19 protein-coding genes are annotated in these 18489 nt (G+C 69.2%); 11 read left to right on the top strand and 8 right to left on the bottom strand.

The genetic code is table 11. The annotated features are described in order from the left end of the window. Nucleotides 1-28: 28 nt before the first annotated feature. From AB4Z01_RS20920 to AB4Z01_RS20890, 7 genes are all read right to left on the bottom strand, one after another. Nucleotides 29-208 (bottom strand): hypothetical protein, encoded by a 180-nt coding sequence (locus tag AB4Z01_RS20920; protein ID WP_441697047.1) that lies wholly within the window; start codon nucleotides 206-208, stop codon nucleotides 29-31. A 209-nt stretch (nucleotides 209-417) separates the two neighbouring features. After that, on the bottom strand, nucleotides 418-1938 hold the full coding sequence (locus AB4Z01_RS20915) for a carboxypeptidase M32 (RefSeq protein ID WP_441697044.1): 1521 nt from the start codon (nucleotides 1936-1938) through the stop codon (nucleotides 418-420). Then, nucleotides 1928-2956: an ABC transporter ATP-binding protein gene (locus AB4Z01_RS20910; protein WP_441697042.1), complete on the bottom strand. Its 1029-nt coding sequence runs from the start codon at nucleotides 2954-2956 to the stop codon at nucleotides 1928-1930. Before AB4Z01_RS20910 ends, AB4Z01_RS20915 begins: the two co-directional genes overlap by 11 nt. After that, nucleotides 2953-3942, bottom strand: a complete 990-nt coding sequence (locus AB4Z01_RS20905; RefSeq protein ID WP_441697039.1) for an ABC transporter ATP-binding protein — start codon at nucleotides 3940-3942, stop codon at nucleotides 2953-2955. Before AB4Z01_RS20905 ends, AB4Z01_RS20910 begins: the two co-directional genes overlap by 4 nt. Next, entirely contained in the window at nucleotides 3939-4778 is an 840-nt protein-coding gene (locus AB4Z01_RS20900) for an ABC transporter permease (RefSeq protein ID WP_441697036.1), read from the bottom strand. The genes AB4Z01_RS20905 and AB4Z01_RS20900 overlap by 4 nt, the downstream gene beginning before the upstream one ends. Then, nucleotides 4775-5713 carry an ABC transporter permease gene (locus AB4Z01_RS20895; RefSeq protein ID WP_441697033.1) on the bottom strand — a complete coding sequence of 313 codons (939 nt, stop codon included), beginning with the start codon at nucleotides 5711-5713 and terminating at the stop codon, nucleotides 4775-4777. Before AB4Z01_RS20895 ends, AB4Z01_RS20900 begins: the two co-directional genes overlap by 4 nt. A gap of 157 nt (nucleotides 5714-5870) precedes the next feature. Beyond that, the gene (locus tag AB4Z01_RS20890; protein ID WP_441697030.1) at nucleotides 5871-7451 is read right to left on the bottom strand and encodes an ABC transporter substrate-binding protein; all 1581 of its coding nucleotides are present in this window, start codon (nucleotides 7449-7451) and stop codon (nucleotides 5871-5873) included. A 208-nt stretch (nucleotides 7452-7659) separates the two neighbouring features. Here AB4Z01_RS20890 and AB4Z01_RS20885 point away from each other — a divergent pair, with 208 nt between their 5' ends. From AB4Z01_RS20885 to AB4Z01_RS20835, 11 genes are all read left to right on the top strand, one after another. Then, nucleotides 7660-8649 carry a GntR family transcriptional regulator gene (locus AB4Z01_RS20885; protein ID WP_441697028.1) on the top strand — a complete coding sequence of 330 codons (990 nt, stop codon included), beginning with the start codon at nucleotides 7660-7662 and terminating at the stop codon, nucleotides 8647-8649. Further along, nucleotides 8646-9347 carry a creatininase family protein gene (locus AB4Z01_RS20880; protein ID WP_441697025.1) on the top strand — a complete coding sequence of 234 codons (702 nt, stop codon included), beginning with the start codon at nucleotides 8646-8648 and terminating at the stop codon, nucleotides 9345-9347. Before AB4Z01_RS20885 ends, AB4Z01_RS20880 begins: the two co-directional genes overlap by 4 nt. Continuing rightward, nucleotides 9344-10369, top strand: a complete 1026-nt coding sequence (locus AB4Z01_RS20875) for a ketopantoate reductase family protein (RefSeq protein ID WP_441697022.1) — start codon at nucleotides 9344-9346, stop codon at nucleotides 10367-10369. The genes AB4Z01_RS20880 and AB4Z01_RS20875 overlap by 4 nt, the downstream gene beginning before the upstream one ends. A gap of 13 nt (nucleotides 10370-10382) precedes the next feature. Further along, a complete protein-coding gene (locus tag AB4Z01_RS20870) occupies nucleotides 10383-11141 on the top strand; it encodes an SDR family NAD(P)-dependent oxidoreductase (protein WP_441697019.1) in 759 nt (252 codons plus the stop codon). After that, nucleotides 11138-12520 (top strand): dipeptidase, encoded by a 1383-nt coding sequence (locus AB4Z01_RS20865; protein ID WP_441697016.1) that lies wholly within the window; start codon nucleotides 11138-11140, stop codon nucleotides 12518-12520. The genes AB4Z01_RS20870 and AB4Z01_RS20865 overlap by 4 nt, the downstream gene beginning before the upstream one ends. A 90-nt stretch (nucleotides 12521-12610) precedes the next feature. Next, nucleotides 12611-13246 carry a TetR/AcrR family transcriptional regulator gene (locus tag AB4Z01_RS20860; RefSeq protein WP_441697013.1) on the top strand — a complete coding sequence of 212 codons (636 nt, stop codon included), beginning with the start codon at nucleotides 12611-12613 and terminating at the stop codon, nucleotides 13244-13246. Nucleotides 13247-13351: 105 nt separating this feature from the next. Further along, a complete protein-coding gene (locus tag AB4Z01_RS20855; protein ID WP_441697011.1) occupies nucleotides 13352-14209 on the top strand; it encodes a TauD/TfdA dioxygenase family protein in 858 nt (285 codons plus the stop codon). A gap of 77 nt (nucleotides 14210-14286) precedes the next feature. Beyond that, nucleotides 14287-15180 (top strand): carbohydrate ABC transporter permease, encoded by an 894-nt coding sequence (locus AB4Z01_RS20850; RefSeq protein WP_441697008.1) that lies wholly within the window; start codon nucleotides 14287-14289, stop codon nucleotides 15178-15180. After that, on the top strand, nucleotides 15170-16003 hold the full coding sequence (locus AB4Z01_RS20845; protein WP_441697005.1) for a carbohydrate ABC transporter permease: 834 nt from the start codon (nucleotides 15170-15172) through the stop codon (nucleotides 16001-16003). Before AB4Z01_RS20850 ends, AB4Z01_RS20845 begins: the two co-directional genes overlap by 11 nt. 20 nt (nucleotides 16004-16023) lie before the next feature. Next, the gene (locus tag AB4Z01_RS20840; RefSeq protein WP_441697002.1) at nucleotides 16024-17313 is read left to right on the top strand and encodes an ABC transporter substrate-binding protein; all 1290 of its coding nucleotides are present in this window, start codon (nucleotides 16024-16026) and stop codon (nucleotides 17311-17313) included. A 250-nt stretch (nucleotides 17314-17563) separates the two neighbouring features. Next, nucleotides 17564-18163 (top strand): hypothetical protein, encoded by a 600-nt coding sequence (locus tag AB4Z01_RS20835; RefSeq protein WP_441696999.1) that lies wholly within the window; start codon nucleotides 17564-17566, stop codon nucleotides 18161-18163. A gap of 54 nt (nucleotides 18164-18217) precedes the next feature. On the opposite strand, the gene AB4Z01_RS20830 is transcribed toward AB4Z01_RS20835, so the two are convergent. Beyond that, complete coding sequence (locus tag AB4Z01_RS20830; RefSeq protein WP_429226552.1) at nucleotides 18218-18445, bottom strand: hypothetical protein; 228 nt, start codon at nucleotides 18443-18445, stop codon at nucleotides 18218-18220. Between the last annotated feature and the right edge of the window lie 44 nt (nucleotides 18446-18489).

Below are 18489 nucleotides of genomic sequence, written 5' to 3'. Positions count from 1 at the left end.
CCGTCCACTTACCGATCGGCAAGGCGGCTCAGCGCCGCTCCTTCACCTTCTCCGCCGAGCGCCGGTCCTCGCCCGCACCGGCGGTGCCGGGGTTGAAGGATGGCGGGTCGCTCGCATCCATGCTCTCGGCCGAGGCTTCGTCGACCTTGCGGTTGGCGGTCTTCTTGTCCTTCGGCTGCTCGTCGATAGTCTTGCGGGGCGTCGTCATGCTGGCCTCCACGCTGTGCCTTAACGGAACGGCGGCGGCGGCACCGTGGTTCCGCGCTCGACGGCCGTAAAATAGGGGGGGCGGCAGCCCTGGCTGGCCGGCTCGCTTCGGTTCAAGCTGATCTCCAGGTGCCCCGTCGATCACGGCGCCCGGCCCGGTCCGGAGCTTCCCCCACCACGCTTCGGGCCGGGCTCTCTTCTCCCGGGCCCTCAGGCCGCGTCGGCGATCGGGTACTTGCTCTCCAGGTAGGCGAGGTACGGGCCGGGATCGAGGCCGCTCCCTGTCGCCGCCTGCAGGATCTCCTCCGGCGTGCGCGACCGGCCGTGGCGGTGCACCGCGCGGTTCAGCCAGAGCTTCAGCGGCGCGTAGTCGCCGGCCTCCAGCCCGGCCGCCACCGCCGGGTCCCGATCCGCCGCCGCGAACAGCTGCGACGCCATAACGTTGCCCAGCGTGTAGGTCGGGAACGACCCGACATAGCCGGTCGACCAATGCACGTCCTGCAGCACGCCGCGGGCGTCGTCCGGCACCTCCAGGCCGAGATCGGCCCGCATCCGCTCGGCCCAGGCGGCCGGCAGGTCGGCGACGGCCAGGTCGCCGGCGATCACCGCCGCTTCCAGCTCGACCCGCAGCATGATGTGCAGATCGTAGGTCAGTTCATCCGCCTCGACCCGGATCAGCCCGGGTCGGATCAGGTTGACCGCGCGCCAGAACTCCGGGGCCGAGACATCGGCCAGCTGCTCCGGGAAGGCGTCGCGCAGCGGGCCGAAATTCAGCTCCCAGAAGCGGCGCGACCGGCCGACCCGGTTCTCCAGCAGCCGCGACTGGGATTCGTGCAGGCCGAAGCTGGCGCCGCCGACCGCGTAGAGGTTGACGATGTCGGTGGCCAGCGCCGACCGGCCGATCTCCGGATCGATGCCCTGCTCGTACATCCCATGCCCGGCCTCGTGCAGCGCCGCGAACAGCCCGGCCGGCAGATAACCGGGTCGGTAGCGCGCGGTGATGCGGACATCGTCGCGGGTGAAGGAGATCTCGAACGGGTGCACCGCTTCGTCCAGCCGGCCGTGGCCGTAGTCGAAGCCGACCCGCTCGGTCAGCGCCCGGGCGAAGGCCTTCTGCCGGTCCGCCGGATAGTCGCGGTCCAGGAAGTCGCGCCGCGGCGGCGGCCGATCCAGCACCCGCTGCATCAGCGGCACCAGCCGGTCCCGCAGCGTGGCGAAGAGCGGCCGCAGCCGGGCCAGGGTCATGCCCGGCTCGTATTGCTTTAGCAGCGCGTCATAGGGATGGTCGGACCAGCCCAGCGCGTCGGCGATCCGGCGCTGCAGGGCGAAGCTGCGCTCTAGATACGGCCGGAAGGCCGGAAAGTCGGACCGGGCCCGCGCCGCGGCCCAGGCCGCCTGCGCCTCGGTCTTCAGCAGCGCCGCCTCATGCAGCAGCGGCTCGGGGATGCGGTCCAGCGCGGCGACGCCCTCCTGCATCGCGGCCACGGCGCGGCGGCGCCGGCTGCTCTCGGATTCGCCCGCCACTTCGTCGCGGGCAGCCGCGAGGGCGTCGCGCATCGCCGGGCCGGTCGCGATCTGCCGTGCCAGCGCCGTCAGCGTGGCGATCTGGCGGCCGCGCGCCGCGGTGCCGCCGGCCGGCATCTGGGTGCGGGAATCCCAGACCAGCAGGTTGACGGCATTCAGCACATCGTTCAGCCGGCCGGATTCCTCGGCGAAGCGGTCATAGCCCATGGACGGCTTCCTTCTGCGGCAGCGCCGCGGCGGCGGGCGCCCGGTCCAGCAGGTGGCAGGCGGCAATGCCGGTGTCGGTCGGGCGCGGCAGCGGTGCCTCCACCCGGCAGCGATCGAAGGCGTGCGGGCAGCGCGGATGGAACGGGCAGCCGGACGGCAGGTCGACCGGGCTGGGCAATTCGCCCCGCGCCGCCGGCACGCGGTGGCGCCGGGTGGGGTCGAGGTCCGGCGCCGCGGCCAGCAGCGCCTGGGTGTAGGGGTGCTGCGGCGCCGCGAACAGCGCCTCGGTCTCGCCGGTCTCGACGATGCCGCCGAGATACATCACCGCGACTCGGTGCGACAGGTGCCGGACCAGGCGCAGATCGTGGGCCACGAACAGCACGGTCAGGCCCAGCCGCTGCTGCAGCTCCAGCAGCAGGTTCACCACCTGGGCCTGGACCGAGACGTCGAGGGCGGAGACCAGCTCGTCGGCGATCAGGCATTCCGGCTCGACCGACAGCGCCCGGGCGATGCCGATGCGCTGGCGCTGGCCGCCGGAGAATTCATGCGGGTAGCGGTCGGCGGCCTCGCGCGGCAGCCGCACCAGATCCAGCAGTTCGGCGATCCGGGCGGGGATCTGGGCCTTCGGGCGCATGCGGTGCACCGACAGCGCCTCGGCCAGGGTCTGGCGCACCGTCATGCGCGGGTTCAGCGAGCCGCGCGGGTCCTGGAACACCATCTGCACCCGGCGGTTGAAGGCACGCCGCTCCGCCCCCTCCAGGGCTCGGATGTCGACGCCGTCATAGTGCAGGGTGCCTTCGTCGGGCTCGATCAGCCGGACGATGCAGCGGGCCAAGGTCGACTTGCCACTGCCGGATTCGCCGACGATGCCCAGCGTCTCGCCGCGCCTGACCGACAGGTCGATGCCGTTCAGGGCGTGCACCGCGGGGTGGGGGCGGCGGCGCAGCGCGTCGGCCACCGTGCGCTCCAGCCGGAAGCGCTTGGTCAGCCCGGCGATCTCCAGGATCGGCGCGCTCATGCCGCATCCTTCGCGGCGGCGACGCGATCGCTCTCGAAGCAGGCTGCCGCGGCGTCCGGCCCCACCGGCTCCAGCACCGGCCGCTCGGCCCGGCAGCGCGATGTGGCGAAAGTGCAGCGCGGGGCGAAGGCGCAGCCCGGCGGCCGTTCGGTCAAGGGGGGGGGCGCGCCTTCGATCGAGCGCAGCGGCAGCCGCGGCCCGCCGCCGCGCGGCACCGAATTCAGCAGTCCGAGCGTGTAGGCATGGCGCGGCCGCTCGAACACGGCAGCGACCGGGCCGGTCTCTACCACCCGGCCGGCATACATCACCGCCATGCGGTCGCAGCTCTGCGCCACCACGCCGAGGTCGTGGGTCACCAGGATCACGCTCATCCCCAGCCGGTCGCGCAGCTGCAGCAGCAGGGTCAGGATCTGATCCTGGATGGTGACGTCCAGCGCCGTGGTCGGCTCGTCCGCCAGCAGCAGCTTCGGCTCCGACGCCAGGGCGATGGCGATCATCGCCCGCTGCCGCATGCCGCCGGAGAACTGGTGCGGATAATCGTCGAGCCGCCGGGCGGCGGCCGGGATGCCGACCAGGTCCAACAGCTCGCGCGCCCGATCCCGCCGCGCCCGACGGCCGAGATCGGTGTGGGTCCGCAAGCTCTCGTCGATCTGCAGCCCGATCGGCAGCACCGGGTTCAGCGCCGTCATCGGCTCCTGGAAGATCATGGCGATCTCGCCGCCGCGCACCCGGCGCAGCGCCGGCTCCGGCAGCGCCATCAGGTCGCGGCCCTGCCACAGCACCTGGCCGCCGACCCGGCCGGGCGGCCGCACCAGGCCCAGCACGGCGCGCAGGGTGACGCTCTTGCCCGAGCCGGATTCGCCGACCAGCCCCAGCACCTCGCCGGCGCGCAGGTCCAGGTCGACGCCGGCCACCGCGGCGGCCTCGGCCCCGCCTGCCGGAAAGGTCGCGGTCAGGCCACGGATCGACAGCACCGTCTCGCTCATGATTCGGGCCGCAGCAGGTCGGCGACGCCATCGCCCAGCAGGCTGAAGCCGAAGCCGGTGAGGACGATGGCGATGCCGGGGAAGATGGTCATCCACCAGGCCTGGGACATGAAGTTCTTGCCGTCGGCGATCAGCAGGCCCCATTCGGCGGCCGGCGGCTGGGCGCCGAGGCCGAGATAGCCCAGGCTGGCGCCCAGCAGGATCGACAGCGCCATGTCGGTCATCCAGTACACCAGCACCGGCGAGGCGGCGTTGGGCAGCAGATGGCGCAGGATGATGCGGGCGTCGCCATAGCCCATCACCTTGCCGGCGGCGGCATAGTCCAGCCGGTTCTGCACCTTGATCTCGGCGGCGATCAGCCGGGCGTAGAACACCCAGCCGACGGCGCCGACCGCGATGTACATGTTGACCAGCCCGGGCCCCAGCACGGCGACGATGGCGATCACCAGCACCAGGAAGGGAAAGGTGATGACCACGTCGACGATGCGGCCGAAGATCGGCTCCCAGATCCCGCCGTAATAGCCGACCAGCGCCCCGATTGCGGTGCCGAACACCACCGGGAACAGGGTGGTGAACAGCGCGATCTGCATGTCCAGGCGATAGGCCCAGATCACCCGGCTGAGGATGTCGCGGCCGAAATTGTCGGTGCCGAAGGGGTGAGCCCAGCCGGGCGGCTGCATCAGGGCACGGTAGTCGAAGGCGGTGGGATCATAGGGCGCCGCCAGCCCGGGCGCGAGCGCCAGGACCAGGCTGGCGCCGGCGATCACGACCCCGGCGATCAGCGCGGCGGAGGGGCGTCGCCGGGCGCGGACGGGAGCGAGGCCGACCGCGGTCACGCCTTCACCCGCGGGTCGAGCGCGGCCTGCACCAGGTCGGTCGCCAGGAACACCAACGACACGAGCACCGCCATCGCCAGGGTCAGCCCCTGCACCACGGGGTAGTCGCGGCCGTAGATGCTGTCGATCATCAGCCGACCGGCGCCGGGAATCGCGAACACCGTCTCGGTGATCACGGCGCCGCCGATCAGCGTGCCGACCGACAGGCCGAACAGGGTGACGGTCGAGATCAGGGCGTTGCGCAGCACATGCCGGCCCAGCACCAGCCGCGGCGCCAGTCCCTTGGACCGGGCGAAGTCGACATATTCCGCGCCCAGCACCTCGATGATCGAGGCGCGCAGGTTGCGCATCAGCACGGCCGACAGGCTCAACGCCAGGGTCAGGGCCGGCAGGAACAGGTGCCAGGCGCGATCGGCCCAGGTGTCGCCATAGCCGCCGACCGGGAACCAGCGCAGCCCGGCGGCGAATACGGTCAGCAGCACCAGGCCGAGATAGAAGATCGGCATCGACAGCCCGATCTGGAAGGCGCCGCGGATCGCGGTGTCGGCCGCCCGCCCGCGCCGCATCGCGGCGGCGAAGGCCAGCGGCACCGCCATCAGCAGGGCCAGCAGCGCGGCGAAGCCGGTCAGCGCCAAGGTGACCGGCATCCGCTCCAGGATCAGGCGCATCACCGGCACCTTGAGATGGATCGAGGTGCCGAGATCGCCCTGGACGATCCGTTGCAGGAACAACAGGAACTGCGTCGGCAGAGACCGGTCGAGGCCGAGCTGGGCGTTCAGCCGGGCGACGTCGGCGTCGGTCGCCTTGTCGCCGAGCATGGCGCTGGTCGGGTCGCCGGGCAGCAGCCGCACCAGGACGAAGATCACCACCAGGACGAGGAACAGCGTCGGGACCAGCTGGACCAGTCGCTTGGCCACGTGATTCAGGTTCGGCACCGGCCGCATCTCCTGTGTCGGCGATCAGAGACCTTGATCCCGTCCTCACCGTCATTGCGAGGAGACGAAGCCGACGAAGCAATCCAGGGCCGGTTCGCCGGGACCCCTGGATTGCTTCGCTGCGCTCGCAATGACGATGTCGACAACGCTGAAAAAATCACTTCGCCAGATACGCCCCGGCGAAGATGTTGTTGCCGAGCGGGATCTGGACGAAGCCCTGCACATTCTTGCGCAGCGCCACCGGATAGGGCGTCTCGTACAGGTACAGGATCGGGCCGGAGGCGGCGTAGGTCTTCTGGATCTGGGCGTATTGCTCGGCCCGCTTCTTGGCGTCGCTCTCCTTCTGCGAGGCCTCGAACAGCTTATCGACCTCCTCGTTCTTCCAGCCGGAATGCAGGGCGTCGATTACCGGCGAATAGGCGAAGTAGGAGGTGATCTCGCTCGGGTCGTTCAGGTCGTCGGTCCAGGCCGCCATCCGCATCGTGAAGTTGCCCTTGCGGTAGCGGTCGGTCAGCGTGGCGTTGTCGACCTGCTCGATGTCCAGCTTCACCCCGACCGCGGCCCACATCTGCTGCACCGCGGCGCCGATGCCGAGCTGGTCCTGGTTGCCGGGCAGCGCCATGACGCTGGTGGTGAAGCCATTGCCGAAGCCGGCCTCTGTCAGCAACTGCTTCGCCTTCGCGGCGTCGACCGGGTACAGCGGCGTGTCGCCGGTATGATACAGCGTCGCCGACGACATGTAGGAGGTCTGCGGCTTGCCGACGCCATGGGTGACGATCTGGATGATCGCGTCCTTGTCGACGGCATAGTTCAGCGCCTGCCGCACCTTCTCATTCGCCAGCGGGTTGTCGCTGCCATCGGCCAGCTTCGGCCGGACGTTCATGACGATGTACTGCACCCGGGTCGAGGGATAGAGCTGCATCTGCAGGTCGGCATCGCCCTTCAGCTCGGCGACCCGCGCATAGGGGATGAACTCGGCCCCGTCCAGCTCGCCCGATTGCAGCTTCAGGATGCGGGTGGCGTCGTCCGGGATGATCTCGAAGTCGACGGCGTCGAGATAGGGCAGGGGCTTCCCGTCCTCGCCGGCCTTCCAATAATACGGGTTGCGCACGATCCGCATCGACGACCCGCGCTCCCACTTGTCGAACATGAAGGGGCCGGAGCCGACCGGGTGCTCGGCGAAGGCATGCGCCTTCTCGTCATCGGTGGCGCCGGGCGTCGCCTCGAAGGCGGCCTTCGGCATGATCGCGGTGTTGAAGGTCGACAGCGCGGCGATGAGCGCCGGGTCCGGGTGCTGCAGCTTCAGCACCACCGTCTTCGGATCCTGGATTGTGATGTCCGCGATCGACGCGATCAGGTTGTTCCAGATGCCGTTCTTCGGGTTGCGCGCCCGGTCCAGCGACCATTTCACATCCTCGGCCGTGATCGGCTTGCCGTCCGAGAATTTGGTGCCCTCGCGCAGGGTCAGGGTAACCGACAGCCCGTCGTCGGAGATCGTCCAGGCGGTGGCCAGGCCGGGCTCCACCGACAGCCCGTCGGCGGAGGGCTGCAGCAGCGTGTCGTAGAGATTGGTCAGAATCCAGATGTCGACATTGGCGTCGTTCAGCACCGGGTCCAGGAACAGGCTGTCGGCATAGCGCCCGTACCGCATCTCGCCGCCACGCTCGACCGCCAGCGCCCCGGCGCTGGTCCCGGCCAGCAAAACCGCCGCCACGGCTGCCTTCAGCAGCATCCTCATCGCGACCTCCACTGTTGTTTGAAGCCCCTCCCGGGTCGCCATGTGTTCTGGCGTATTAGTACGCTACCGCCAGGGAAGCGAGAGAGTCAATCAACGTTGGAAGCATCTGATACGGAAACAAATGCAACAGCTTGGAAGCAATCCGGAAACCACATTGCCGTTGCTCGAATGAGTGTGCTAGTGGACTGATACAGGAGAATCCTGCCCCATGAAGCTGCAGATCGACCGCGAGCTGCCGGTGCCCCTCGGGCTCCAGGTCAAGGGCCTGATCGAATACGGCATCGCCTGTGGCGAGCTGAGCCCGGGCGAGCGGCTGCCCTCGGTGCGCGAGCTGGCGGACTCGCTGGCGGTGGCGCCGATGACGGTGGCCCTGGTCTATCGCGGCCTCCGCGAGGCCGGGCTGATCGAGACCCGGCGCGGCCGCGGCAGCTTCGTCGCCGAAAGCGGCGAGCCGAGGCAGCGGCCGCGCACCGAGATCGCCGAGATCCAGCGCCGGCTCGACCATCTGATCGACGACGCCATGGCGATCGGGCTGACGCCGGCCGACCTGACCGGCATGGTCCAGTCGCGGCTGGCGCGGCGCCGACCGCGGCGACCTGCCCGCACCGTGGTCATGCTCGGCCTGTTCCGCGACGCCACCCGGGCCTATGCCGCGGCGATCCAGGCCCGGCTGCCGGAAGGCACCGCGGTGCAGCCGCTGACCATGGACGAGCTGCGCGGCGACGAAGCGGCGCGCCGCCAGGCGGCGGAGGCCGAGCTGGTGGTGACCTTCCCCAACCGCCAGCGCGAGGCCGCGGCGCTGCTGCCGGACAGCCGGGTGATGGCGATCCGCTTCATTCCGTCGGAGGAGACGAGGCGAGCCCTGGCCGGGCTGGACCCGCTGGCCCGGCTCGGCATCGCCTCGCGCTTCGCCGATTTCCTGCCGATCATGAAATCCGGGGTGCAGCGCTTCGCCCCGCATATCCGCCGGGTCGCCGGTGCCGCGCTGGGCACGCCGGCGCTCGACACCGTGATCGACCAGTCCGACGTCATGGTGCTGTCGACCGGCGCCGAGAGCGTGCTGCCCCGGCTGCGCCCCGGGGTCAGGGCAATCGAGTACCGGCACAGCCCGGACCCGGTGGATGTCGACCAGCAGATCGTCCCATTGCTCTCGCCCGAGGCCGAGGGCATCGCCGAACCGCAGGAGGCTTTGCCGTGAAGATCAGCGAGATGAACTGGAGCCAGGTCGAGGCCTGGCTGCAACGCGACGACCGCGTCGTGCTGCCCCTGGGCAGCACCGAGCAGCATGCGGGCTTGAGCCTGTCGGTCGACAGCATCCTCAGCGAGCGGGTCGGGGCCGAGGCGGCGGAGCCGCTGGGCGTGCCGGTGTTCCCGGTCGTGGCCTACGGCATCACCCCTTATTTCCTGGCCTATCCCGGCACGGTCAGCCTGCGGGTCGAGACCTATGCCAGGCTGGTGCAGGACATTCTGGACAGCCTGCATCGTACCGGCTTCCGCCGCATCCTGATCGTCAACGGCCATGGCGGCAACCAGCCGGCCCAGTCGGTGGCGACCGAATGGATGACCGACCATCCGGGCGCCGCTGTGAAGTTCCACAACTGGTGGAACGCGCCGGAGACCTTCGCCAAGGTGCAGGCGATCGATGCCCAGGCTTCGCACGCCTCGTGGATGGAGAACTTCCCCTGGACACGGCTGGCCGGGGTCGATCAGCCGACCCAGCGCAAGCCGATGATCGATTTTGCCCGGATGCGGGTGATGGATCCCGAAGCCGTGCGGCGCTATCTCGGCGACGGCAATTTCGGCGGCTACTACCAGCGCCCGGATGAGGAGATGCAGGCGATCTGGGATGTGGCGGTGGCGGAGACCCGGACCCTGCTCGAAGGACCCTGGGCATGAGAGAATCCTCGCCGATCCTGGTCTGGGGCGCCGGCGCCATCGGCGGCACGGTGGGCGCGGCCCTGCTGCGCGCCGGGGTGGACGTGCTGTTCGTCGACCAGGTGGCCGAGCATGTCGCCGCGATCAACGAACGCGGCCTGCGCATCACCGGCCCCATCACCGAATACACGGTGCCGGCCCGCGCGGTGACGCCGGACGCGGTCACGGGCGAATTCGATCGCATCTTCCTCTGCGTCAAGGCGCACCACACCGAAGCGGCGATCGCGGCCGCGGCGCCGCATCTGGCCGGCTGCGGCTATGTCGCCTCGCTGCAGAACGGGCTCAACGAGCGGGTGATCGCCGCCCGGATCGACAAGGCCCGCACCCTTGGCTGCTTCGTCAATTTCGGCGCCGACTACATCGAGCCCGGAGTGATTCTCTATGGCGGCCGCGGCGCGGTGGTGGCCGGCGAGCTGGACGGCCAGCGCACGCCGCGGATCGAGCAGCTGCACAGCCTGCTGCGCCGGTTCGAGCCGCAGGCGGTGCTGACCGACAACATCTGGGGCTATCTCTGGGGCAAGCTGATCTACGGCGCGCTCCTGTTCGCCACGGCGGTGACGCCGGATTCGATCGCCGACGTGCTGGCGGCGCCGCGCTACCGGCCGGTGCTGACCCGGCTGGGGCTGGAGGTCGGCGCCGTCGCCGCGGCGGAAGGCCTCCGGCCGGAGGCGTTCGACGGCTTCGATCCCTCGGCCTTCCGGCCCGGCGCGCCGGCGGAGGCGACCACCCGGTCCTTCGACGACATGGTGGCGCACAACCGCAAATCGGCGAAAAGCCATTCCGGCATCTGGCGCGACCTGGCGGTGCGCCGCCGGCCGACCGAGGTCGACGCCCAGCTCGGCCCGATCGTGGAGATCGGGGCGCAGCACGGCATGTCGACCCCGATCACGGCGCGGCTGATCGCGCTGGTGCACGATATCGAGGCCGGGCGGCGCGAGATGGCGCTGGCCCTGCTGGACGAACTCGAGACCGTTTCCGCCTGAGCGGGAGGCCGCCATGACCCAGGATTTCACCGGCCGGACCGTGATCGTGACCGGCGCCGCCCACGGCTTCGGCCGGGCCATCGCTGCCGCCTTCGCCGGGCGTGGCGCGAAGGTCTGGGCCTGCGACGTGCTGGCGGAGGAGCTGGCCGAGACCGGCCGGCTGATCGGACTGCAAGGGTCGGTGCGCTCTGTCGACGTCACCGACCGCGGCGCAGTGCAGGCGCTGGTGGCGGAGGCCGAGGCGGCTTCAGGCGCCGTGGATGTGCTGGTCAACAATGCCGGCGGCGTGCTCGGCCAGATCCACCGGCCGATCGAGGAGATCGGGCCGGACGCCTGGCAGGCGATCTTCGACGTCAACCTGTCCGGCGCGTTCTGGTGCGCCCAGGCGGTGGCACCCGGCATGAAGCGCAAGGGCGGCGGCCGCATCGTCAACATCTCCAGCGGCGCCGGGCTCGGCATCAGCCTGACCGGGATCCAGGCCTATGCCAGCGCCAAGGCCGGGCAGATCGGCCTGACCCGGCAGCTGGCGCATGAGCTGGGAGCCTGGGGCATCACCGTGAACAACGTCGCGCCCGGCTTCGTCCGCTCCAACCCGACGACCGAGCGGCAATGGGAGGCGATGGGCGAGGCGGGCCAGGCCCGGCTGATGAACGCGATCGCGCTGCGCCGGCTCGGAACGGTCGACGACATCGCCAATGCCGTGCTGTTCTTCGCCTCTGATTCGGCCGGCTGGATCAGCGGCCAGGTGCTGAGCGTGGATGGAGGCAAATGAGCGCGATCGAAACCCTGCTGCTGGACCGGTTCGAGCGTCACGTCGACGAGCTGAAGCAGTACTGCGCGATCCCGAGCGTCAGCACCGATCCGGCCTACAAGCCGGAGGTCGAGCGGGCGGCCCGCTTCGTCGCCGACCGCATGGCCCGGGCGGGGCTGGAGCGGGTCGAGATCCTGCCGACCGAGGGCCATCCGGCGGTGGTGGCGGAATGGTGCCACGCCCCGGGCGCCCCGACTGTCCTGGTCTACGGCCATTACGACGTGCAGCCGCCCGACCCGGTGGAGCTGTGGACCTCGCCGCCCTTCGCGCCCGAGATCCGCGACGGCCGCCTCTACGCCCGCGGCGCCTCGGACGACAAGGGGCCATCGCTGATCCCGATCCTGGTGGCCGAGGCCTTCCTGGAGCGCGACGGCCGGCTGCCGGTGAACCTCAAGTTCATCTATGAGGGCGAGGAGGAATGCGGCAGCGCCCATCTCGAAGCGCTGGTTGCGGCCGAGGCGAAACGGCTGGCCGCCGATGTGGTGCTGTCGGCCGATGGGGCGATGTGGCGGCCCGACCTGCCGACCGTCACCGTCGCCAGCCGCGGCATGCTGGCGCTGGAGCTGGAGCTGCACGGCGCCGGCAAGGACCTGCATTCCGGCCGGCACGGCGGCAGCGCGCCCAACCCGCTGCCGGCCCTGGCCCGGCTGCTGGCGACGCTGCATGACGAGGCCGGCGAGGTCGCGGTCGAGGGCTTCGACGACGGCATCACCCCGCCGGACCCGAAGCTGATCGAGGCCATCCAGGCCTCCGGCTTCGATCCGCAGGGCTATTTCGCCGCGATCGGCGCGGCGGCGCCGCAGCCGATGCCCACGGCCGAGGATCTGCTGGTCCGGCAATGGCTGAAGCCGACGCTGGAGCTGAACGGCATCACCGGCGGCTATGGCGGGCCCGGCACCAAGACCGTGATCCCGGCCAAGGCCGGTGCCAAGATCTCCTGCCGCCTGGTCGCCGGCCAGGATCCGGAGCGGGTGTTCGCCGCGATCGAGGCGCATCTGCGCCGGCACGCTCCGGCCGGCTGCCGCCTGGAGATCCGCCGCCACGGCCCGGGCTCGCCGGCCTTCGCCATCCCGGCCGACCATCCGGTGCTGGCCCTGACCGAATCGGTGCTGGGCGAGCTGTTCGGCCAGCCGCCGCTGCGGGTGGCGATGGGCGCGACCATCCCGATCGGCGCCGTGTTCCGCCGCGTGCTGGGGATCGAGACGGTGTTCTTCAGCTTCTCGACCGCCGACGAGGATTACCACTCGCCGAACGAGTTCTTCCGGCTGGAACGGTTCCGCGACGGCCTAGTCGGCTGGGCCCGCCTGCTTCCCCGCCTGGCCGGGCACAGCCCGGGCTGACCGACGGCAGCGTCCCGCGACGCCGGCTGTACAAAGCCGTGCCGTTTGCCTCACAACGCCCTCGGAGCAGTCGAACAGGGGGCGCACGACATGGCACGTCAGGACGGCGCCGATGCCGCCGGCGGCACGCGCGACCGCATCAAGTCGGTCGCCGCGGAGCTTTATGTCCTGCGCGGGCATGAGGGCTTCAGTTTCGGCGACATCGCCGCCGCGATCGGGACCACGCGCGCCAACATCCACCACCATTTCGGCAGCAAGCAGCAACTGATGCGGGAGCTGATCGAGGATATCGCCTCGAACGCCGAAGCCCGCATCGAACGCTACTGGCGGGCCGGCAGCGCCCCCTTCGCCGAGCGGCTGGCGATGCAGCTCGACGATCTGCGCCGCTATTACGACCGCTTCAACCGGGGCGAACGCGACCGCAATGTCTGGAGCCCGCTGTCGCGGCTGCGCCACGACCTGCCGACGCTCGGCGACGAGGCGGTGGCCGCGCTCGAGCGCGTCAACCGGACCTACGATCTCTGCCTCCGCCACGCGGTCGGGGAGGCGGCGAAAGCAGGCCAGCTGCGGCCGGGGGCCGATGTGGAGGACGTCGTGCGGGTGCTGCGCGTCACCCTTTTGTCCTGCCCGCCGATGACCCAGGATTCCGGCCGGTTCGAGGAGATCGAGCTGCTGTTCCGGGCGCTCGGCCGCCTGATCAGCGCCGCTGGAGAGTCGCAGAGCTGACCATCGAGACCCGTTGACGGTGCTTTCGTCGCGCTGTACTTACTTGCACGTAAGTCAGCGCCACGCCATCGACAGAGCGCGGCCATCGAGGGAGGCGGGCAGGGGATGCGGGACGAGCGCTTCACGCAATTCGAGCTTCGGCCGTTCACCGGCGCGCTGGGGGCGGAGATCATCGGCGTCGATCTGCGGACGACGCCCGAGCATACCTTCGCTGAGGTGCTGCGCGCCCTGCACGAATACCATGTGCTGGCGGTGCGCGATCAGGACCTCGTTCCCGCCACGCTGCAGCAGGTCGCCCGTCGCTTCGGGCCGTTCAGCGGCAACCCCGTGCACACCCCGATGGACGGGTTCGACGACATCGTCCGTTTCGTGCGCGAGCGTGACGACACCGGCAAGGTGATCGGCGAGGACTGGCACATGGACCTGGCCTGGCTGGCGAAGCCGCCCGGGGTGACCATGCTGTATGGCGAGGAGGTGCCGCCGGTCGGCGGCGACACCTGCTTCACCAGCCTGGAGAAGGCCTATCAGTCGCTGTCGCCGCGGCTGGTCGCGATCCTCGAAGGCCTGACCGGCATCCACAGCGGGCGCGGCGTGTTCGCGATCAACGCGATGCAGAAGCGGCTCGGCGTCACCGCGGATGTCGCGGCGATCGAGAATGCGGCGGTCGAGCACCCGGTGATCTGCGCCCATCCGGTGACCGGGCGGCGCTACGTCTTCGTCAGCAGCGTCCTGACCCATTTCAAGGGCATGACCGAGGAGGAGAGTAAGCCGCTGATCGACTTCCTGCTGGCGAGGGCGACGCGGCCGGAGTTCCACTGCCGCCTGCGTTGGGCGCCGCGGACGCTCGGCATGTGGAACAACCCCTTCGTGCTGCACACTGCGATCAACGACTATCCGGGCTATCGCCGGGTGATGTATCGCACCACCGTCGAAGGCCGCGTGCCGCTCGCCGCGGCGGCCTGAAGGCCCGCCATCGACACCGCCGCCGTCCAGAGCCAGGGCAGGCGGCGTCCCCGACGAAGAACGGCCCGGGAGGCGGAATGCAAGCACGCTGGAAGGGTCTGCGACAGGGGCTGGCGGGGGCGCTGCCGTTGGTCGCGCCCGTGCACGTCCTGGTGCTGGGCGTCATCGTGATTCCGTCGATCTTCGTGCTCTGGCTCAGCTTCCAGGCCTCCAGCTTTGGCCAGGCGGCCAGCTTCGTCGGCTTCGACAACTATCTCCGTGTGCTCGGCGATGCCTATTTCTGGCGGTCGCTGCTGAACACCGTCGCCGTGGTGGCGGTGGCGGTGCATCTGGAGCTGCTGCTCGGCCTCGGCATCGCCCTCCTGTTCGCCAGCGGCCTGCCGGCGCGGCGCGTGCTGCTGGTCGTCGTGCTGGCGCCCTATGCGATCAGCGAGGTGACGGCGGCGGCGATGTGGCGCTTCCTGTTCGACCCCGATGTCGGCCCAGTGACCAACGCGCTGCTGGATCTCGGCCTGCCGACGCTGGACTGGACCTTCGTCCCGTCGCACGGGCTGGTGCTGGTCGGGCTGCTGACCATCTGGCTGCACCTGCCCTTCACCTTCGTCATCCTCTATGCCGCCCGGCTGGCGATCCCGAAGGATTTGTACGAGGCCGGGCGAGCGGACGGCGCCTCGCCGCTGCAGCTGTTCCGGAACGTCACCCTGCCGCTGCTGGCGCCGGCGATCCTGATCGCCATGCTATTCCGCTATATCTTCGCCTTCCGGCTGTTCTCCGAGATCTGGCTGCTGACCCAGGGCGGGCCGGCCCGGACGACGGAGGTGGTGGCCGTCTACCTCTATCTCGAGGCGTTCCGCTACAACTCCTTCGGCACCGCCGCCGCCACCGCCTGGATCATGGTCGTGGTCTCGCTGCTGCTGGCGACGGCCTACATCATGCGGCTGCGCAAGGGGATGGCCGCCGATGCGCGCTGACCGCCTCCTGGTCAAGGCCGGCAAGGCCATCGCCGTCGCCGCGGTGGTCGCCTGGTCGATCTTGCCCATCGCCTTCATCGTGCTGTCGTCGTTCAAGCCGGGCCGCGACATCTTCGCGGTACCGCCCAAGCTGCTGTTCGAGCCGACGCTGCTGCATTACCAGCATCTCTGGCAGCGCTGGGGCAGCTTCTTCGACGGGCTGGTCAACAGCCTGATCGTCACCGCCGGCTCCGCCATCCTGGCCGTCGCCGTCAGCTCGCTCGCCGGCTATGCCTATTCGCGGCACCGTGGCCGGTTCCTCGCGGGCTCGGTCTATCTTCTGATCGGCGTGCGGCTGATCCCGCCGATCGTGGTCACCCTGCCGCTGTTCCCGATCGTCAACCTGCTCGGGCTGAACGACACCCATCTCGTCCTGATCCTGCTGTACACGAGCTTCTTCGTGTCGCTGGGCACGATCCTGATGCGCACCTTCATCGACCAGGTGCCGCGCGAGCTGGACGAGGCGGCGATCATCGACGGGGCAAGCCGCCTCACCGTGCTGCGCCGGATCGTGCTGCCGCTGGCGGCGCCGGGCATGTTGGCGGTCGCCGTCTTCGTCGTGGTGTTCGCCTGGAACGAGTTCCTGTTCGCCTTCATCTTCACCGCCACCCGCGCCAAGACCGCGCCTTTCGTGCTGTCGGAGATGATCAGCTCGGTCGACGGGGTCGACTGGGGCGTGCTGTTCGCCGCGGCCACGATCCAGCTGCTGCCGGTGCTGTTGTTCGTGATCGCCATGAACCGGTTCCTGGTCGCCGGCCTCACCGCCGGCGCCACCAAGGGATGAACAAGACAGGGAGGAAAACCATGACGACGCAGCTGACGAGGCGAAGCCTGCTCGCCGGCACCGTGGCCGGGGCCGCCACCATGACGCTGAGACGGACCGCCTTGGCCCAGTCCAAGACGCTGAACGTGCTGTCGCATCTGGTGCATCAGAATGTGCTGACCAAGGGCGCCGCCGGCGACGTTATAGCCCCATGGCGCCAGGCGGCGGGGGCGGAGATCGCCTGGACCACCCTCGACAGCAATCCGCTGCAGGACCGGCTGTTCCGCGAGGCCAGCCTGGCCGAGACCGCCTTCAATGTCGGCTACCTCATCGACAACCGGATGACACCGCAGATCGCCGGGCTGTTCGAGCCGCTCGACAGCTACCAGGCGTCCGACCCGATCGAGGACATCGACGACATCGCCCCCGGCCTGCGCCGCGCCGTGACCGTCGACGGCAAGCTGGCCGGCATCCCGGTGCGGCACGCCACCCAGGCCCTGTTCTACAACGAGGCGCTGCTGCAGGAGGCCGGCTTCGGCGCCCCGCCCGCCACCCTCGAGGAGCTGGTCGAGCAGGCCAAGAAGCTGACCTTCACCTCGGCCGCCGGAAACCGGGTGGTCGGGATGATCCTGGCCAGCGACCTCGCGGTGTTCCCGGTGATGTTCGCCCGTGCCTTCGGCGGCGACTTCATCAGCACCGACCGCAAGCTCCTGCCCGACCCGGCGGCGATGGAGAAGGGGCTGGCGGTGCTGGCCGATCTGTTCCAGACGGGCGCGCTGCCGCGCAGCTATGCCAACACCCGCAACGACGACATGGTGACCTGGCTGCAGCAGGGCCGGGCGGCCTTCGGCGTGCTGCCCTTCGCCCGCTTCGCCCAGCTCAACAACCCCGAGCAGTCCTCGGTCCCCGGCAAGATCAAGGCGGTCGCGTTCCCCGGCTCGTCGACGCTGCCCGCCGGCACCGGCATGGCGGCGGTGGTCGAATCCTGGGCCATGGCGATCCCGGCGAACTCGACCGACAAGGCGCTGTCCTGGAGCTTCATCAAGGCGGTCTCCAGCAAGGCGGTGACGCTGGGCGCGGCACGCAACGGCAACGGCCCGGTCCGCGTCTCGACCTACGCCGACCCGGATTTCGCCGCGGCGCAGCCGCTGGCCAAGATCGAATCGGCCGTCCTGGCCAAGGCCCGTCCGGCCTTCCCGGCCTTCCCCGAGGCGGTGCGCGCCCAGGCGACCTTCCTCGAGGAGGTCCAGCTGGCGGTGCTCGGCCGCAAATCGCCGCAGGAGGCGGTGGCGGCGATCCAGGAGCGGGTCACCCCGCTGCTGCCGGCCTGATCGCGGTTCGGATTCGGCCAGGGACAGGCAGTGAAGGCGGAGACAGAGTGCATCTCCGCCTTCGAACCTTACACGGCCGTTAGGGCACCTTTGGCGCCGGTACGGGTACCCTGCATCGGCGATGGCGAAGGTGGCAGCGTTCGCTCCCGCCTCCACGGTTGCGTCTGTAGCGCAATCGGTCAGATCTGAAACAATCCTGTAAATCTGCCGGGCCTAGGTTCGCTCTTACCCTGCACGAGGAATGCGTCTGATGGCCGGCTATATCTTCCTCCCCGTTCCAACGGAAGAAATGCTGGAAGAGGCTCGTTACTGGACGCAGGGTCAGCAGGACAAGGGCAAGATTCCCTATGAGGTTCTGCACAACTCGTCTCCGGAAGGTTTAGGAAAGGCGCTATCGAGATTTACGAGTGGCGGATGTCTAAAGGGAGTGCCTGCGGACTCCAAGGTCTATATACTGCTACACGGCGCTGGAGAGCCGGATTCCCGCTTTGTCGGAGCGCAACGTCCCGACGGCGAATATAAGAAATACACGCCGAAAGAGATGGCCGCATTGCTGACGAAGGAAGGACTGACAAAGCAAATCCAGGCGGTAAATGTCTATGCCTGTGGCTCTGGCATGGCGGGCGATGTAATGCTGCCATGGGCCGAACGGCTGAAATCGGAAATGAACCTGCTTGGCTTTCGTGATGTTCGAGTTGGCGGATACACGGCTGACGTAAAGACGTCATACGTACATCGCTACATTCAGGCGTTAACAGGGGCCGTTTTTTCGAATACGACGCACAAGGGCGCCTATGATGAAGACGTCGGCGGCGAGATTCGCGCATCCGCGACCAAGGTCATATTTTGATCTGCCGCGTTCTGATTTGAAATCGGCCGGACCCGCATTTCCTCTCATGCGCAGTCAGGCATATGGCGGCACCTCGACCAGCGTTCCGATCAGGCGCAGCAACGCCTGCTGCTCTGGCCCGCTGCCGCTGCGCAGGAACTCACCCAGCTCGATATGGGACAGGCGGCCCCCAGAAGGGGCATTGGGCTGATGGATGATGAACGCATGGCCATCGGTCGGCTCGCGTCCGAGAAACCACGCGTCACCGCTCGCGCTGCGATAGAGTTCCCGTCGCTCTGTCATAGGGGTTCCTGTCGTTTGGTACGGATATAGGCCGCGTCGCCGCG

It is taken from the genome of Inquilinus sp. YAF38 (assembly GCF_052113205.1).
In the GTDB taxonomy this organism is placed as follows: Bacteria; Pseudomonadota; Alphaproteobacteria; order DSM-16000; family Inquilinaceae; genus Inquilinus.
This window is presented reverse-complemented; position numbering and strand designations above follow the sequence as displayed.

What these genes read in the sequence shown, in the direction of transcription:
- AB4Z01_RS20870 (WP_441697019.1), top strand. Translation starts at nt 10,383, where the DNA reads ATGACCCAGGATTTCACCGGCCGGACCGTGATCGTGACCGGCGCCGCC.
- AB4Z01_RS20885 (WP_441697028.1), top strand. Translation starts at nt 7,660, where the DNA reads ATGAAGCTGCAGATCGACCGCGAGCTGCCGGTGCCCCTCGGGCTCCAG.
- AB4Z01_RS20840 (WP_441697002.1), top strand. Translation starts at nt 16,024, where the DNA reads ATGACGACGCAGCTGACGAGGCGAAGCCTGCTCGCCGGCACCGTGGCC.
- AB4Z01_RS20865 (WP_441697016.1), top strand. Translation starts at nt 11,138, where the DNA reads ATGAGCGCGATCGAAACCCTGCTGCTGGACCGGTTCGAGCGTCACGTC.
- AB4Z01_RS20910 (WP_441697042.1), bottom strand. Translation starts at nt 2,956, where the DNA reads ATGAGCGCGCCGATCCTGGAGATCGCCGGGCTGACCAAGCGCTTCCGG.
- AB4Z01_RS20845 (WP_441697005.1), top strand. Translation starts at nt 15,170, where the DNA reads ATGCGCGCTGACCGCCTCCTGGTCAAGGCCGGCAAGGCCATCGCCGTC.
- AB4Z01_RS20855 (WP_441697011.1), top strand. Translation starts at nt 13,352, where the DNA reads ATGCGGGACGAGCGCTTCACGCAATTCGAGCTTCGGCCGTTCACCGGC.
- AB4Z01_RS20860 (WP_441697013.1), top strand. Translation starts at nt 12,611, where the DNA reads ATGGCACGTCAGGACGGCGCCGATGCCGCCGGCGGCACGCGCGACCGC.
- AB4Z01_RS20835 (WP_441696999.1), top strand. Translation starts at nt 17,564, where the DNA reads ATGGCCGGCTATATCTTCCTCCCCGTTCCAACGGAAGAAATGCTGGAA.
- AB4Z01_RS20890 (WP_441697030.1), bottom strand. Translation starts at nt 7,451, where the DNA reads ATGAGGATGCTGCTGAAGGCAGCCGTGGCGGCGGTTTTGCTGGCCGGG.
- AB4Z01_RS20830 (WP_429226552.1), bottom strand. Translation starts at nt 18,445, where the DNA reads ATGACAGAGCGACGGGAACTCTATCGCAGCGCGAGCGGTGACGCGTGG.
- AB4Z01_RS20915 (WP_441697044.1), bottom strand. Translation starts at nt 1,938, where the DNA reads ATGGGCTATGACCGCTTCGCCGAGGAATCCGGCCGGCTGAACGATGTG.
- AB4Z01_RS20905 (WP_441697039.1), bottom strand. Translation starts at nt 3,942, where the DNA reads ATGAGCGAGACGGTGCTGTCGATCCGTGGCCTGACCGCGACCTTTCCG.
- AB4Z01_RS20850 (WP_441697008.1), top strand. Translation starts at nt 14,287, where the DNA reads ATGCAAGCACGCTGGAAGGGTCTGCGACAGGGGCTGGCGGGGGCGCTG.
- AB4Z01_RS20920 (WP_441697047.1), bottom strand. Translation starts at nt 208, where the DNA reads ATGACGACGCCCCGCAAGACTATCGACGAGCAGCCGAAGGACAAGAAG.
- AB4Z01_RS20875 (WP_441697022.1), top strand. Translation starts at nt 9,344, where the DNA reads ATGAGAGAATCCTCGCCGATCCTGGTCTGGGGCGCCGGCGCCATCGGC.